The sequence below is a fragment of the Haematobacter genomosp. 1 genome (genome assembly GCF_002196855.1).
Taxonomy (GTDB): Bacteria; Pseudomonadota; Alphaproteobacteria; order Rhodobacterales; family Rhodobacteraceae; genus Haematobacter.
In genome coordinates, this window is record NZ_NIPW01000010.1 from 111625 (window position 1) to 127926 (window position 16302).

Annotated in this window: 15 protein-coding genes; 14 read left to right on the forward strand and 1 reads right to left on the reverse strand. The window is 64.1% G+C overall.

Annotated features, from left to right (window positions below; translation table 11 throughout):
• Positions 1-2: 2 nt before the first annotated feature.
• The 14 genes from nuoF to CDV49_RS06890 all read left to right on the forward strand — a co-directional run bounded on the left by nuoF (position 3) and on the right by CDV49_RS06890 (position 15469).
• Positions 3-1298, forward strand: a complete 1296-nt coding sequence (gene nuoF, locus CDV49_RS06825; RefSeq protein WP_088214810.1) for an NADH-quinone oxidoreductase subunit NuoF — start codon at positions 3-5, stop codon at positions 1296-1298.
• A gap of 2 nt (positions 1299-1300) precedes the next feature.
• Positions 1301-1801, forward strand: coding sequence for a DUF3291 domain-containing protein (locus tag CDV49_RS06830; RefSeq protein WP_088214811.1), 501 nt, complete (start codon positions 1301-1303; stop codon positions 1799-1801).
• A gap of 3 nt (positions 1802-1804) precedes the next feature.
• Positions 1805-3826, forward strand: coding sequence for an NADH-quinone oxidoreductase subunit NuoG (gene nuoG / locus CDV49_RS06835; RefSeq protein WP_088214812.1), 2022 nt, complete (start codon positions 1805-1807; stop codon positions 3824-3826).
• 153 nt (positions 3827-3979) lie between these two features.
• Positions 3980-5017 (forward strand): NADH-quinone oxidoreductase subunit NuoH, encoded by a 1038-nt coding sequence (gene nuoH, locus CDV49_RS06840; RefSeq protein ID WP_088214813.1) that lies wholly within the window; start codon positions 3980-3982, stop codon positions 5015-5017.
• Between the two features lie 49 nt (positions 5018-5066).
• On the forward strand, positions 5067-5561 hold the full coding sequence (gene nuoI / locus CDV49_RS06845; RefSeq protein ID WP_035713893.1) for an NADH-quinone oxidoreductase subunit NuoI: 495 nt from the start codon (positions 5067-5069) through the stop codon (positions 5559-5561).
• A gap of 7 nt (positions 5562-5568) precedes the next feature.
• Positions 5569-5976 (forward strand): carboxymuconolactone decarboxylase family protein, encoded by a 408-nt coding sequence (locus tag CDV49_RS06850; protein ID WP_035713892.1) that lies wholly within the window; start codon positions 5569-5571, stop codon positions 5974-5976.
• A gap of 2 nt (positions 5977-5978) precedes the next feature.
• On the forward strand, positions 5979-6587 hold the full coding sequence (locus tag CDV49_RS06855; protein ID WP_088215028.1) for an NADH-quinone oxidoreductase subunit J: 609 nt from the start codon (positions 5979-5981) through the stop codon (positions 6585-6587).
• 77 nt (positions 6588-6664) lie between these two features.
• Positions 6665-6970 carry an NADH-quinone oxidoreductase subunit NuoK gene (nuoK, locus tag CDV49_RS06860; RefSeq protein WP_035745126.1) on the forward strand — a complete coding sequence of 102 codons (306 nt, stop codon included), beginning with the start codon at positions 6665-6667 and terminating at the stop codon, positions 6968-6970.
• Positions 6971-6973: 3 nt separating this feature from the next.
• Complete coding sequence (gene nuoL / locus CDV49_RS06865; RefSeq protein ID WP_088214814.1) at positions 6974-9211, forward strand: NADH-quinone oxidoreductase subunit L; 2238 nt, start codon at positions 6974-6976, stop codon at positions 9209-9211.
• Complete coding sequence (locus CDV49_RS06870) at positions 9211-10755, forward strand: NADH-quinone oxidoreductase subunit M (RefSeq protein ID WP_088214815.1); 1545 nt, start codon at positions 9211-9213, stop codon at positions 10753-10755. Before nuoL ends, CDV49_RS06870 begins: the two co-directional genes overlap by 1 nt.
• Positions 10756-10771: 16 nt before the next feature.
• The gene (nuoN, locus tag CDV49_RS06875; protein ID WP_088214816.1) at positions 10772-12211 is read left to right on the forward strand and encodes an NADH-quinone oxidoreductase subunit NuoN; all 1440 of its coding nucleotides are present in this window, start codon (positions 10772-10774) and stop codon (positions 12209-12211) included.
• Positions 12212-12231: 20 nt separating this feature from the next.
• Positions 12232-12990 (forward strand): biotin--[acetyl-CoA-carboxylase] ligase, encoded by a 759-nt coding sequence (locus CDV49_RS06880; RefSeq protein ID WP_179209137.1) that lies wholly within the window; start codon positions 12232-12234, stop codon positions 12988-12990.
• A 13-nt stretch (positions 12991-13003) separates the two neighbouring features.
• The gene (locus CDV49_RS06885) at positions 13004-13783 is read left to right on the forward strand and encodes a type III pantothenate kinase (protein ID WP_088214817.1); all 780 of its coding nucleotides are present in this window, start codon (positions 13004-13006) and stop codon (positions 13781-13783) included.
• Positions 13784-13792: 9 nt separating this feature from the next.
• Positions 13793-15469 (forward strand): ribonuclease J, encoded by a 1677-nt coding sequence (locus CDV49_RS06890; protein ID WP_088214818.1) that lies wholly within the window; start codon positions 13793-13795, stop codon positions 15467-15469.
• A gap of 3 nt (positions 15470-15472) precedes the next feature.
• Here CDV49_RS06890 and CDV49_RS06895 read toward each other — a convergent pair whose 3' ends face one another.
• Positions 15473-16279, reverse strand: coding sequence for an AraC family transcriptional regulator (locus CDV49_RS06895; protein WP_088214819.1), 807 nt, complete (start codon positions 16277-16279; stop codon positions 15473-15475).
• Positions 16280-16302 lie beyond the last annotated feature (23 nt).

Genomic DNA, 16302 nt, shown 5'->3' on the forward strand with positions numbered 1-16302 from the left:
AGATGCTGAAGGACCAGGACCGGATCTTCACCAACATCTACGGGATGCATGACCGCTCCCTGGCCGGCGCGAAGAAGCGCGGGCACTGGGACGGGACTGCCGGCCTCATCGAGAAGGGGCGCGACTGGATCATCGACGAGATGAAGAAGTCGGGCCTGCGCGGGCGGGGCGGGGCAGGTTTTCCGACCGGTATGAAATGGTCCTTCATGCCGAAGGAATCCGACGGCCGTCCGGCCTATCTGGTCATCAACGCCGATGAATCCGAACCCGCGACCTGCAAGGACCGGGAGATCATGCGCCACGATCCGCATACGCTGATCGAAGGCGCGCTGATCGCCTCCTTCGCGATGGGCGCGCATGCGAGCTACATCTACCTGCGGGGCGAATACATTCGGGAGCGGGAGGCGCTGCAGGCTGCCATCGACGAATGCTATGAGGACGGTCTGCTCGGCGTGAACGCGGCAGGCTCGGGCTGGGATTTCGATCTCTACCTGCACCACGGGGCCGGCGCCTATATCTGCGGCGAGGAAACGGCCCTGCTGGAGAGCCTCGAGGGCAAGAAGGGCATGCCGCGGATGAAGCCGCCGTTTCCGGCGGGTGCGGGGCTCTACGGTTGCCCGACCACGGTGAACAACGTCGAATCCATCGCCGTGGCGCCGACGATCCTGCGCCGGGGCGGGGAGTGGTTCGCCTCCTTCGGGCGGCCGAACAACGCGGGCGTGAAGCTCTTCGGTCTGACCGGGCATATCAACACGCCCTGCGTCGTCGAGGAGACCATGTCCATCTCGATGAAGGAACTCATCGAGAAACACGGCGGCGGTATCCGCGGCGGCTGGAAGAACCTGAAGGCCGTGATCCCCGGCGGCGCGTCCTGCCCGATCATCCCGGCCGACCAGTGCGACGATGCCATCATGGATTATGACGGCATGCGGGAGCTGAAATCTTCCTTCGGCACCGCCTGCATGATCGTGATGGATCAGCAGACCGACGTCATCAAGGCGGTCTGGCGGCTGGCGAAGTTCTTCAAGCACGAAAGCTGCGGTCAGTGCACGCCCTGCCGGGAAGGCACCGGCTGGATGATGCGCGTGATGGACCGGCTGGTCACCGGGGATGCGGAAGTCGAGGAAATCGACATGCTCTTCCAGGTGACGAAGCAGGTCGAGGGCCACACGATCTGCGCGCTCGGCGATGCGGCTGCGTGGCCGATCCAGGGTCTCATCCGCCACTACCGCAACGAGATCGAAGACCGCATCAAGTATAAAAAGACCGGGCGCGTCTCGGCCATCGCGGCGGAGTGACGATGGCGCCCGAGGGGATGCATCTCGCCGAGCTGAACATCGGACGGCTGATCGCCGAAACCGATGATCCGCGCGTGGCGGAGTTCATGGCGGCGCTGGACCGGGTGAACACGCTCGGCAAGCGGATGCCGGGCTTCGTGTGGATGATGGAAGGATCGGGCGAACCGGGCAAGGGCAATACGGAAACGAAGATTGCGGGCGATCCGCGCTTCGTCTCCAACCTCACCGTCTGGGAGGACGTGGAGAGCCTTGAGCGCTTCGTGTGGAACACCGTCCACCGCAGCTTCTACGAGCGGCGGGCGGAGTGGTTTGAGGTGCTGGGGCGGATGCATTTCGTCATGTGGTGGGTGCCTGCCGGGCACCGGCCTACGCTGGAGGAGGGTCTGGCGCGTCTGGACCATCTGACGGCCCATGGCGACAGCGACCATGCCTTCGGGTGGAAATATCTGGATGACGCGCGGCTCTGGCGGAGCCGTGGGTGCCGGCAGATCGCGGCGGAGTAAGTGATGTCGAATATCAGGAAAATCTCCATCGACGGCCTCGTCTATGAAGTGGACGGCGCGATGACCATCCTGCAGGCCTGTGAGGTCGCCGGGATCGAGGTGCCGCGCTTCTGCTACCATGAGCGGCTGTCCATCGCGGGCAACTGCCGGATGTGTCTGGTGGAAGTGGTCGGCGGTCCCCCGAAGCCCACGGCGTCCTGCGCCATGCAGGTGAAGGATCTGCGTCCCGGCCCGAACGGCGAGCCGCCGGTGGTCAAGACCAACTCGCCCATGGTGAAGAAGGCGCGGGAGGGGGTGATGGAGTTCCTGCTCATCAACCACCCGCTCGACTGCCCGATCTGCGATCAGGGGGGCGAATGCGACCTTCAGGACCAGGCGATGGCCTATGGCGTGGATTTCTCCCGCTACCGTGAGCCGAAGCGTGCGACCGAGGATCTGAACCTCGGCCCGCTGGTCGAGACGCATATGACGCGCTGCATCTCCTGCACACGCTGCGTTCGCTTCACCACCGAGGTCGCCGGGATCACCCAGATGGGCCAGACCGGCCGGGGTGAGGACAGCGAGATCACGAGCTACCTCAACCAGACGCTCGACAGCAACATGCAGGGCAACGTGATCGACCTGTGCCCGGTCGGCGCGCTGGTGTCGAAACCCTACGCTTTCACCGCGCGTCCCTGGGAGCTGACCAAGACCGAGACGATCGACGTGATGGATGCGCTCGGCTCCAACATCCGGGTGGATACGAAGGGCCGCGAAGTCATGCGCATCCTGCCGCGCAACCATGACGGCGTGAACGAGGAGTGGATCTCCGACAAGACCCGCTTCGTCTGGGACGGGTTGCGCCGCCAGCGGCTCGACCGGCCCTATGTGCGCGAAAACGGCAGACTGCGCCCGGCAACGTGGGGTGAAGCGCTGCAGAAGGCCGCCGCCGCGATGAAGGGCAGGAAGGTCGCCGCACTGGTGGGCGATCTCGCCCCGGTGGAGGCGATCTATGCTCTGAAGGAACTCGTGCAAGGGCTTGGCGGCAATGTGGAATGCCGGACGGACGGGGCGAAGCTGCCCGCTGGCAACCGGTCGGGCTACGTCGGCACCGCGCGGATCGAGGATCTGGAAAATGCGGAGCTGATCCAGCTCATCGGCACCGATCCGCGCAACGAATCTCCCGTACTGAACGCCCGTATCCGCAAGGCGTGGATCAACGGCGCGAAGGTCGGGCTGATCGGGTCCGCCGCCGACCTGACCTACAGCTATGACCATGTCGGACCGGGACGCGCCGCGCTGCGGGAGCTTGCGGGCAAGGATATCTCAGACGAGACAAAGGCGAAGCCCAGCGTCGTCGTCATCGGGCAGGGGGCGTTGACGGAGGCGGATGGCGCGGCGGTGCTCTCGCAGGCGATGCAGCTGGCGGAGAACACCGGCTCCGGCTTCCTCGTGCTGCATACTGCGGCGAGCCGCGTGGGCGCCATGGACGTCGGCGCGGTGACCGAGGGCGGGATGGATGCCGCGCTGAACGGGGCGGAGGTGATCTACAGCCTTGGCGCCGATGAGGTGGAGATCGCACCCGGGCCGTTCGTCATCTATCAGGGCCATCACGGAGACCGCGGCGCGCATCGGGCGGACATCATCCTGCCGGGCGCCGCCTATACCGAGGAGCCGGGTCTGTTCGTCAATACCGAGGGCCGCCCGCAACTCGCGCTCCGCGCAGGTTTCCCGCCGGGTGAAGCAAAGGAGAACTGGGCGATCCTGCGGGCGCTTTCGGCCGAACTCGGCGCGACGCTGCCCTATGACTCGCTGGCTGCCCTGCGCCGGAAGCTGGTGGCGGAGGTGCCGCATCTGGCGCGCATCGACGAGGTGGCCGAGAACGCCTGGACCCCGCTCGACCCCAGCGCTCCGGCGGATGCCGATTTCCGCCCGGTTATCAAGGACTTCTACCTGACCAACCCCATTGCCCGGGCGTCGCAACTGATGGCGGAGCTTTCTGCTCTCGCCGCCGCCCGGCGCTCGCCGGCCATGGCGGCGGAGTAGCGTGCCGTGATCCGGTTCGACCCCACCGGCAACTACCGTATCCGGGCTGGCATCTGCGGGCCGGATGCTGTTAACAGCAGCGTGACCGGAGGGAGCGAGTCTCTCTCCCCGGCCGACCCAGCGATGACCGACGGTCAATGAACGTGAGGCAAGATGGCTGACTTCTTCTCCACCACCGCAGGGACCATCGTCCTCATCGTCGGTCAGTCCCTTCTGGTCGTCGCCTTTGTGATGCTGTCGCTGATCTATCTGGTCTATGGCGACCGGAAGATCTGGGCAGCGGTCCAGATGCGCCGCGGGCCGAACGTCGTCGGTCCCTGGGGTCTGTTCCAGACTTTCGCCGACGCTCTCAAATATGTTCTGAAGGAGATCGTGGTTCCCGCGGGGGCCGATAAATTCGTCTTCTTCCTCGCCCCGCTCCTGTCTTTCGTTCTGGCGATCCTCGGCTTCGCCGTGATCCCGTTCGCGGATGGCTGGGTGCTTGCCAATATCAACGTCGCCATCCTGTTCCTTTTCGCCATCTCCTCGCTGGAGGTTTACGGCGTGATCATGGGGGGATGGGCGTCGAACTCCAAATATCCCTTCCTCGGTTCGCTTCGGTCTGCGGCGCAGATGATCTCCTATGAGGTGTCGCTGGGGCTCATCATCATCGGGGTGGTGATCTCCACCGGCTCGCTGAACCTCTCGGCCATCGTCCATGCGCAGAGCGGCTCGGCCGGGCTGTTCAACTGGTACTGGCTGCCGCACCTGCCGATGGTCGTGCTGTTCTTCATCTCTGCCCTGGCAGAGACGAACCGCCCGCCCTTCGACCTGCCCGAAGCGGAATCCGAGCTCGTGGCGGGCTTCATGGTCGAATATTCCTCTACGCCGTATCTGCTGTTCATGGCGTCGGAATACATCGCCATCTGGCTGATGTGCGCGCTCATCTCCATCCTGTTCTTCGGCGGCTGGCTCTCGCCCATTCCGGGCCTGCCGGACGGCGCGCTCTGGATGTTCCTGAAGATGTGTTTCTTCTTCTTCCTCATCGCGATGGTGAAGGCGATCGTGCCGCGTTACCGCTACGACCAGCTCATGCGGATCGGCTGGAAGGTATTCCTTCCGCTGTCGCTGATCTGGGTCGTGCTCATCGCCTTCCTCGCGCGTTACGAAGTGTTCGGTCACTTCTGGGCCCGCTGGTCGATGGGGGGCTGAGGATGAAAAGGCAGCCGACGAAACAGACGCCGAAGGAAAGGGCGCACTGATGGCCACCATAAACTATGCGCGCGCAGCGAAGTATTTCCTGATGACCGATTTCATCAAGGGCTTCGGTTTGGGTCTGAAATACTTCTTCGCGCCGAAGGAGACGGTGAACTATCCGTTCGAAAAGGGCCCGCTGTCTCCCCGCTTCCGCGGTGAACATGCGCTGCGCCGTTACCCGAACGGCGAGGAACGCTGCATCGCCTGCAAGCTGTGCGAAGCGATCTGCCCGGCGCAGGCCATCACCATCGATGCCGAACCGCGGGAGGACGGCTCCCGTCGGACCACGCGCTATGACATCGACATGACGAAGTGCATCTACTGCGGCTTCTGCCAGGAAGCCTGCCCCGTGGACGCGATCGTCGAAGGCCCCAACTTCGAGTTTTCCACCGAGACCCGGGAGGAGCTGTTCTACGACAAGGCCAAGCTTCTCGACAACGGCGCCCGCTGGGAAGCTGAAATCGCCCGCAATCTCGAGCTTGACGCTCCATATCGGTGAGGCAGACATGAGCGACGACTTCTCCCGCATGTTCAAGGCGATGCTGGAAAGCAGCCAGGAGATGGCGCGCTCGCTCAATCCGGCACTCGAAGACTTCCGCATGCCGGGCTTCGACGAGCTGATGCCGACCATGTCGAAGAACTTCATGGAGATGGCCTTCGGCAGGACATTCAACCGCGAGGGGCTGGACAGCAAGACCCGCCTGCTCGTGATCATCGCCGCGCTCACCATGCTCGGCGCGCAGGCGGAGCCGCAGTTGAAGCTCACCATCCGCCACGCGCTGGAAGCGGGCGCGACCAAGCGGGAGATCGCGGAAGTGATCTACCAGATGGGCATGTTCGGCGGGCTGCCGTCGATGAACCGGGCGCTGGAGATCGCGCAGAGCGTCTTCGGGGCCAAGGGAACAGAAGAATGACGATGCTAACCTTTGCCTTCTATCTCTTTGCCATCACCACGGTGGTGGCCGGTCTCATGGTCGTGACGGCCCGGAACCCCGTGCATTCCGTTCTCTGGCTCATTCTGGCTTTCTTCGCGGCGGCGGGGCTGTTCGTCCTGCTCGGGGCGGAGTTCGTGGCGATGCTGCTGCTCATCGTCTATGTCGGCGCGGTTGCGGTGCTCTTCCTCTTCGTCGTGATGATGCTCGACGTCGATTTCGAGGAATTGAAGAGCGAGATGGTGCGGTACATGCCGCTCGGCCTGCTGATCGGCCTTGTCATCATCATGCAACTCGCCATCGCGTTCGGAAGCTGGACGATGGCGCCGACGGCGGAGGCCGCGCGGATGGCGCCGGCGCCCGCGCCGGAGGTCATGCACAACACCGCGGCCCTCGGCCATCTGATCTATGACCGTTACGTTTACCTGTTCATGGCCTCCGCGCTCGTGCTGCTGGTCGCAATGATCGGGGCAATCGTGCTCACCCTGCGGCACCGGACGAATGTGAAGCGGCAGGATGTGATCAAGCAGATGATGCGAGACCCGGCAACGGCGATCGAGCTCAAGGACATCAAGCCGGGGCAGGGACTCTGACCACCCCGACGGAACAAGGGCGGCCCGACCGCCGGTGAAGGCCGGTGCGGAAGCGCCGGAAGCGAGGGACGAGGACGATGATCGGACTCACACATTATCTGACGGTGGCCGCGGCGCTGTTCGTCATCGGGATCTTCGGGATCTTCCTCAATCGGAAGAACGTGATCGTCATCCTGATGTCGATCGAGCTGATCCTGCTGTCTGTGAACATCAATCTGGTGACCTTCTCGGCCTTCCTCGGCGATCTCGTCGGGCAGGTCTTCACCCTGTTCGTGCTGACGGTCGCCGCGGCCGAAGCGGCGATCGGGCTGGCGATCCTGGTCTGCTTCTTCCGGAACCGCGGCACCATCGACGTCGAAGACGTCAACGTGATGAAGGGCTGAGGCATGGAAAAGATCATCGTCTTCGGCCCGCTTCTGGCGGCCATCGTCGGCGGCTTCGGCTGGAGGATCATCTCGGAGCGCGGGGCGCAGTTTCTCACCACCGGGCTGGTGTTCCTGGCCGCGATCCTGTCCTGGGTGCTGTTCCTGACCTATGATGGCGAGGCGTATCGCGTCCCGCTGATGACCTGGCTCGAGTCCGGCACGCTCTATGCAGACTGGTCGCTGCGCATCGACCGGCTGACGACGATCATGCTGATCGTGGTCAATACCGTCTCCGCGCTCGTGCATCTCTACAGCTTCGGCTACATGGCGCATGACGACAACTTCGGCGACACGCCCTATCGGGCGCGGTTCTTCGCCTACCTGTCGTTCTTCACCTTCACCATGCTCATGCTGGTGACGTCGGACAACCTGCTGCAGATGTTCTTCGGCTGGGAAGGCGTCGGCGTGGCCTCCTACCTGCTGATCGGCTTCTACTACAAGAAACAGTCCGCGGGCGCTGCGGCGATGAAGGCGTTCATCGTCAACCGGGTGGGCGACTTCGGCTTCATCCTCGGCATTGCCGCGCTCTACTTCCTGGTGGACTCGATCCGCTTCGACGACATCTTCGCGGCGGCTCCCTCGCTCGCCACGACCGAGATCAGTTTCCTTTGGCGCGACTGGAACGCCGCGAACCTCGTGGCATTTCTGTTGTTCATCGGCGCCATGGGGAAATCGGCGCAGCTCTTCCTCCACACCTGGCTCCCGGACGCCATGGAAGGCCCGACGCCGGTTTCGGCCCTGATCCATGCCGCCACCATGGTGACGGCGGGCGTGTTCCTGGTCTGCCGCATGTCGCCGCTGATCGAGTTCGCGCCCGAAACCAAGACCTTCATCGTCATCATAGGCGCGTCCACCGCCTTCTTCGCGGCGACGGTCGGTCTCGTGCAGAACGACATCAAGCGCGTCATCGCCTATTCGACCTGTTCGCAGCTCGGCTACATGTTCGTGGCGGCGGGCGTGGGTGTCTATTCGGCAGCGATGTTCCACCTGCTCACGCACGCCTTCTTCAAGGCGATGCTGTTCCTGGGCGCGGGCTCGGTCATCCACGCGATGCATCATGAGCAAGATCTGCGGAATTACGGCGGACTGCGCAAGAAACTGCCCGTGACCTACTGGATGATGATGATCGGCACCTTGGCGATCACCGGCGTCGGCATTCCGCTTACCCATATCGGTTTTGCCGGGTTCCTCTCGAAGGACGCGATCATCGAGAGCGCCTGGGCCGGCGGGACGGGAGCGTCACAATACGCTTTCTGGATGTTGGTCATCGCCGCTTTCATGACATCCTTCTACTCTTGGCGGCTGATGTTCCTCACCTTCTTCGGCAAGCCGCGCGATGCGCATGTCGTGGAGCATGACACCGAGGAACCCGACGCTCATGCCAACCACCAGGCGGATCATCATTCCAACCCTCACGACAGCGACCATGGCCACGGCCATCACGGTTCCGCCTATGACCACGCGCATGAAAGCCCGAGGGTCATGCTGGTCCCGATGATCGTTCTGGCTTTCGGCGCGGTCTTTGCGGGGATGATCTGGCAAAAGCCCTTCTTCGGCGACCATCATGCGGTAGAACAGTTCTTCTCCATCCCGGCGCAGCACGAGGAGATCGCGGCAGCCGACCATGGCGCGGTGCCAGTAGGGGCGCCTGTGGAAACGGCCGCTGGCGAGGCGGCACCGGCAGACCATGCCGCCGCTCCGACGGAAGCTGCACCGGCAACAGCGGAGCATGCGGCTGTCCCGGCGAAGATCGGGGCGATCTTCATGCATCCCGACAACCACGTGATGGAAAATGCCCACCATGCCCCGGTCTGGGTCAAGGTGTCGCCGTTCATCGCGATGCTTCTGGGGCTGGGGCTGGCCTATGTCATGTACATTCGTGACCCGAGCCTTCCGGCACGCGTCGCTTCCACCAATCGCCCGCTCTACAGGTTCCTGTTGAACAAATGGTACTTCGACGAGATCTATCTGTTCATCTTTATCCGCCCGGCGCAGGCGCTCGGCCGGTTCCTGTGGAAAAACGGTGACGGCGCGACGATCGACGGCGGGATCAACGGGCTGGCCACCGGGATCATTCCGTTCTTCGCGCGGCTCGCGGGGCGGCTGCAGTCGGGTTACCTGTTCCACTACGCTTTCGCCATGGTGGTGGGCATTGCCCTGCTCGTCACCTGGATGACGCTCTGGGGAGGAGCGCACTGATGGAAAACCTCCTTTCGATCGTCACCTTCACGCCCCTCGTCGCGGCGATCATCCTTGCGCTGTTTCTGCGCGGGGACGATGCGGCGGCGCAGCGGAATGCCAAGTGGCTGGCTCTCATCGCAACGACGGCGACCTTCCTCGTCTCGCTGTTCATCCTGATCGGCTTCGACCCATCCGATACCGGCTTCCAGTTCGTGGAAAACCGGGAGTGGATTCTCGGCCTTCGCTACAAGCTGGGTGTTGACGGCATTTCCGTGCTCTTCGTCATGCTGACGACCTTCCTCATGCCGCTGACCATCGCGGCCTGCTGGGATGTCACCTACCGGGTGAAGGAGTACATGATTGCCTTCCTCATCCTGGAAAGCCTGATGATCGGCGTCTTCGTGGCGCTGGACCTCGTGCTGTTCTACCTGTTCTTCGAAGCGGGCCTGATCCCGATGTTCCTCATCATCGGCATCTGGGGCGGGAAGGACAGGATCTACGCTTCCTTCAAATTCTTCCTCTACACCTTCCTCGGCTCGGTGCTGATGCTGGTGGCGATGGTGTCGATGTACTGGCAGGCGGGCACGACCGACATTCCGACCTTGCTGAACCATCAGTTCGCCTCCGCGCCGCTCACGCTCATGGGCTGGCAGATCATGGGCGGCGTGCAGACGCTGCTATGGCTCGCCTTCTTTGCCTCCTTCGCGGTCAAGATGCCGATGTGGCCGGTCCACACCTGGCTGCCGGATGCACACGTGCAGGCTCCCACCGGGGCGTCCGTTCTGCTGGCGGCGGTAATGCTGAAGATGGGGGGCTACGGCTTCCTGCGCTTCAGCCTGCCGATGTTCCCGGTGGCGTCGGATCTGCTGGGGCCGTTCGTTCTGTGGCTCTCCGTGATCGCGATCGTCTATACCTCTCTCGTTGCGCTTGTGCAGCAGGACATGAAGAAGCTGATCGCCTATTCGTCGGTGGCCCATATGGGTTATGTGACAATGGGGATTTTTGCGGCCAACCAGCAGGGACTGGACGGCGCGATCTTCCAGATGATCAGCCACGGCTTTGTCTCGGGTGCGCTCTTCCTTTGCGTCGGGGTCGTTTATGACCGTATGCACACCCGGGAGATTTCCGCTTATGGCGGCCTGGTGAACCGGATGCCCGCCTATGCGGCGGTCTTCCTGTTCTTCACCATGGCCAACGTCGGTCTGCCCGGGACATCCGGCTTCATCGGAGAGTTCCTGACGATCGTCGGGGTGTTCCAGGTGAACACTTGGGTCGCGACCTTCGCCGCGACGGGGGTGATCCTGTCGGCCTGCTATGCGCTCTGGCTCTACCGCCGTGTGGTGCTGGGCGATCTGGTCAAGGAAAGCCTCAAGTCCATCACCGACATGACCCGGCGCGAGAAGGCGATCTTTGCCCCCCTCGTCGCCATGACACTTCTGCTTGGCGTGTATCCGTCGCTCGTCACTGACATCATCGGGCCTTCCGTGGCCAATCTGGTGCAGGGTTACGAGACGGCGGTCGCCCAGGCCGGTGAGGCCGCAACGCGGCTCGCCCGGAATTGAACCGAAGGACCGCGCCATGATCTCTGCCGATATCGCCATCGTCCTGCCGGAGCTGCTGCTCGCGGCCTATGCGATGCTAGCGCTGCTCTTCGGGGTCTATACGGGCAAGGATGCAACCGCCACGCTGATCACCTGGGTGACGGCGGTGGTGATGGTTCTCCTCGCATTCTGGATAGGCCTGGGGGGCGGCACACGGCTCGCCTTCGGGGGCATGTTCATCGACGACGCCTTCTCGCGGTTCGCGAAGGCGGTCATTCTGGTCTCCGGCGCCTTTGTGCTGGTGATGGGCCGCGACTATCTTGCCAAGCACGACCTGCTCCGCTTCGAATATCCGGTGCTGTTCGCTCTGGCGACCGTCGGGATGATGGCGATGGTGTCCGCCGGCGATCTGATGTCGCTTTATCTTGGCCTGGAGCTTCAGTCGCTGGCGCTCTACGTGCTTGCGGCGATCCGGCGTGACAATCTCAAGTCCACCGAGGCGGGCCTCAAGTATTTCGTGCTCGGCTCGCTGTCTTCGGGGATGCTGCTCTACGGCGCCTCGCTCGTTTACGGATTTGCGGGCACGACGCTGTTCAGCGGTATCACGGAGGCCGTCCGTGGGTCCGAGCAACTGCCGCTCGGCCTGCTCTTCGGGCTGGTGTTCATGCTCGCCGGGTTGGCGTTCAAGATCTCCGCCGTGCCCTTCCACATGTGGACGCCCGATGTCTATGAAGGTGCGCCGACGCCGGTCACCGCCTTCTTCGCCACTGCCCCCAAGGTTGCGGCCATGGCGCTCATTGCCCGGCTCGTTCACGGCGCCTTCGGCAATGTCGCGGGGGACTGGAGCCAGATTGTCGCATTCCTGTCGGTCTGCTCCATGTATCTCGGGTCTATCGGCGCGATCGTGCAGACGGACATCAAGCGCCTGATGGCCTATTCCTCCATCGCCCATATGGGTTACGCGCTGATGGGCCTTGCCGCGGGGACGAGCTTCGGGATTCAGGCGATGCTCGTCTATATGGCGATCTACGTCACCATGAACATCGGCACCTTTGCCTTCATCCTGTCGATGGAACGGGATGGACGTCCGGTAAGCGATATCGACTCGCTGCGCCTGTTCAGCAAGCGGGAACCGCTGAAGGCGCTGGCCCTGCTCGTGCTGTTCTTCAGTCTCGCGGGTGTGCCGCCGTTCATCGGCTTCTTCGGGAAGTTCTACGTCATCATGGCGGCGGTCGAGGGCAACATGACCTGGCTTGCGGTTCTGGGTGTCATCGCATCGGTGATCGGCGCCTATTACTACCTCCGTATCGTCTATTACATGTACTTCGGTGAAGAGGGCGCGGGCGTGGAAAGCCGGATGGGGCCGGTGCAATGGGTGATGCTGATGGGCTCGGCGGCGATCATGCTGGTCGGTGTCATCAACCTGTTCGGCATCGAACCCTATGCGCAGGCCGCGGCCACGGCGCTTGTTCCCTGAGGCATGACGGGCCCTGAGACATGACGAGGGTGGCCGACTGGCCAGCGGGTATCGGGCTGCACGTCCATGCCGAACTGGACAGCACGCTGAACGAGGCGGCGCGTATCGCGCCGTCCCTCTCCGCCCCCGCTTGGATTCTCACCTACAACCAGACGCAGGGGCGGGGCAGGCGCGGTCGCCCCTGGGCCATGCCGTCGGGCAACTTTGCCGGCGCGCTGGTGCTGCGGCCGCAGGAGCCGCCCGCGACGGTGGCGCTCCGCTCCTTCGTGGCCGCGCTCGCCCTTGCCGACGCCTTGAGCGAGGTGACGGGCCGGCCGGAGCTCCTCGCGCTCAAATGGCCCAATGACGTGCTGCTGGCGGGCGGCAAGGTGGCTGGCATTCTGCTGGAGGGCATCGGGCAGGGCGGTCAGGTCAGCCACCTCGCCATCGGTATCGGCGTCAATCTGGCGGAGGCGCCGCCTGCGGAGGCGCTGGAGCCGCATGCCGTGCAACCGGTGAGCCTGCTGGGCGCGACCGGTGCCCAGATTGCGCCCGAGGAATTCCTGTCCGTGCTTGCCCGGAGCTACGCGGCTCGCGAGGCCGTCTTCACGACGCAGGGCTTCGCCCCTATCCGGGAGGCATGGCTCGCCCGCGCCGCGCGGCTGGGAGAGCGTATCACGGCACGGACGGGCGGCACCGCGACCACGGGGATTTTCGAGACGATCGACGCGCAGGGGGCGCTCGTCCTGGCAACGTCGGAGGGGCGGCGGGCCATTCCCGCCGCGGAAGTGTTCTTCTGAGGGGGAGAAGGCCATGCTGATGGCGATCGATTGCGGCAACACCAACACGGTGTTCTCCATCTGGGACGGTGCGCGCTTCATCGCCACATGGCGCACCGCGACGGATCATCGCCGCACGGCGGATCAATATTGGGTCTGGATCAAGCAGCTCATGACGCTGAACCAGATCGACGCAGATGTGACGGAGGTCATCATCTCCTCTACCGTGCCGCGGGTCGTGTTCAACCTTAGGGTGCTCTGCAACCGGTATTTCGACTGCCGCCCGCTGGTGGTGGGCAAGCCGGAATGCCGCCTTCCGAACCCGCCAAGGGTGGATGCGGGCACGCTCGTCGGCCCGGACCGGCTGGTGAATACGGCAGGGGCCTACGACCGGCACGGGGGCGACCTGATCGTCGTCGATTTCGGCACGGCGACGACGTTTGATGTGGTGGACAGCGACGGAGCCTATATCGGCGGCGTGATCTCTCCGGGGGTGAACCTGTCGATGGAGGCGCTGCACATGGCCGCCGCCGCCCTGCCGCACGTGGATGTGACCAAGCCCGAACACGTGATCGGGCGAAACACCGTTGCCTGCATGCAGTCCGGCATTTTCTGGGCCTATGTGGGTGTGGTGAAGGAGATCTGCGCGCGGATACGGGCGGAAAGAGGCCGTTCCATGCTTGTGATCGGCACCGGGGGGCTTGCGCCTTTGTTCGCGACCGGCGAAGACCTGTTCGACCGTCTTGAAGACGACCTGACGATGCACGGGCTGCGCATCATCAACGACTACAACAAGGACACACCCCGCGAATGAGGGATACGCATGAGTGAACGGCTGATCTTCCTGCCCCTGGGCGGCGCCGGCGAAATCGGCATGAACGCCTATGTCTTCGGCTACGGGCCGGCGGGTCGGGAGCGGCTGATCCTCGTCGATCTGGGCGTGACCTTCCCGGACATGGAGACGACGCCCGGCGTCGATCTCATCATGGCCGATGTCTCCTGGCTGACCCAGCGGGCCGACCGGCTTGAGGCGATCTTCATCACCCATGCGCATGAGGATCACCTTGGCGGGATCGGCCATCTCTGGCCGCGGCTGAAGGTGCCCGTCTATACCCGCGCCTTCACCGGCGTTCTCGCCCGGCTGAAGCTGGAGGAGCAGGGTCTGGGGACGGATATGCTCAACATCGTCGGCGCCTATCCCGAGCAGGTGGAGGCGGGACCGTTCCGCATCTCCTTCATGCCCGTGTCGCATTCCATCCCGGAAAGCGCTGCGCTGGTCATCGACACGCCCGCTGGCCGGGTGGTCCACTCGGGGGATTTCAAGCTCGACGGGACGCCCGTGGTGGGTGAGCCTTTCGACGCCGCTGCCTGGCATACGATGGCGCGGGCGAATGGCAAGGTTCAGGCCTTCACCTGTGACTCGACCAACGTCTTCTCGCCCCGGCCGGGCCGCTCGGAATCCACCCTGGCCGCGCCGCTGCTCGATCTCGTGGTCAATGCGCGCGGCATGGTGGTGGCCACGACCTTTGCCTCCAACGTCGCGCGCCTGAAGACGCTGGCCGATGCGGCGGTCGCTGCGGGACGCTCCATTTGCCTGCTCGGGCGCGCGATGCGCAAGATGGTGGCCGCGGCGGTCGAGGCCGGTGTTCTGACGGATTTCCCCCCGACCGTGTCGCCCGAGGATGCGGCGAGCATGCCGCGGGAGAACGTGATGCTCATCGTCACGGGCAGTCAGGGCGAGCGGCGCGCGGCTGCCGCGCAACTGTCGCGCGGGCGCTATCTGGGGCTGGAGTTGAAGGAGGGCGATCTGTTCCTCTTCTCCTCCCGCACCATTCCCGGCAACGAACGCGGCGTGATCCGCATCATGAACGCGCTCTCCGAAATGGGCGTGGATGTGGTGGATGACAATGATGGCCTCTACCACGTGTCAGGTCACGCCAACCGGCCGGATCTGGAGGCGGTGCATGATCTGGTGTCCGCCCGCATGGTCATTCCCATGCATGGCGAGCATCGCCACCTGCGGGAACATGCGAAACTGGTCGCAGCCAAGGGTATCCCCTCGGAGATCGTGACCAACGGCATGATGATGGACCTGTCCGGCGACCGCCCCCGCGTGGTCGAACATGTGGAAACGGGGCGGCTCTATCTCGACGGAAACGTGCTGATCGGCGCGACGGACGGGGTGGTGCGCGATCGCATCCGCATGGCGCTGAACGGGCATGTTCTCATCACCGTCATCATCGACGACGAAGGCGAGATCCTCGGCGACCCCTGGGCGGAGGTCATGGGCCTGCCCACGCGTGGCCGGAGCGGCGGCGCGGTGGAGGAGGTCATCGAGCAGGCGCTCGCCGACCTTCTGGAGAAGGTGTCGCACAAGGTCATCGGGGATGACGGCAAGCTCGATGAGGCGATCCGCCGCCAGGTGCGCCAGACATCCGTGCAGGAAATCGGCAAGAAGCCCGAAGTCACCGTGGTGGTGAGCCGTCTGCTGGAGGAGTGAGCGTCAGACCCTGATGCCGTAGGTGCGGGGCGGACTGCCCAGCATCCTGCGGAACATCGTGGTGAATGCCGCAACGCTCTCATAGCCGAGGTCGAGCGCCACCGTCGTCACCGGCTCCCCTGCGGCAAGCCGGGGCAGGGCGGCAAACAGGCTCGCCTGCTGCCGCCAGCGGGACAGGCTCAGGCCCGTCTCCTGCTGGAAGCGCCGGGTGAAGGAGCGGCGGCTCATCCCCGCACGCGCGGCCCAGTCGTCGATGGCGACATGGGCGTCCGGGGAGGCGACGAACTCCCGACACAGCCGCGCAAGCCGTGGATCGGTCGGAAAGGCCAGCGCGAGCGGGCGTTCCGGCAGCAGCGGTATTTCATGCAGCAACAGGTGATTGACGAGCGTATCGCGCGCGCCCAGCGGCCCCAGAGGCGGAAGATCGGACGCCGCCTTCAGCAGTTCGCGCATCAGCGGCGTGACATGCACGACCCGGATGGTGTCCGGCAGGCCCGGATGCGCTCCGGGCAGGACATAGGCCGACCGCATCCGCACATTGCCAAGCATCTCTACCGAATGCACCGTTTCTGCGGGCAGCCAGAGGGCATGATCCTTGGGCACCATCCACCGCCCCGCATCCGCGCGGACCAGCAAAACTCCCTCCAATGCATGGATCAGCTGGGACCGGCTATGCCTGTGGGGAGGCACCAGCCGGTAATCCGGGTAATCCGCGGCCGCGGCGATGAGCGGTTCGCTGGAGATGTCGAGCGCGTCCAGCGTCGGCTTCGGCACCGCCGTCCGGTCGCGATAGTTGGGGTCCGCCTCCATGCTGTCCTCCGTTGGCCCGGATG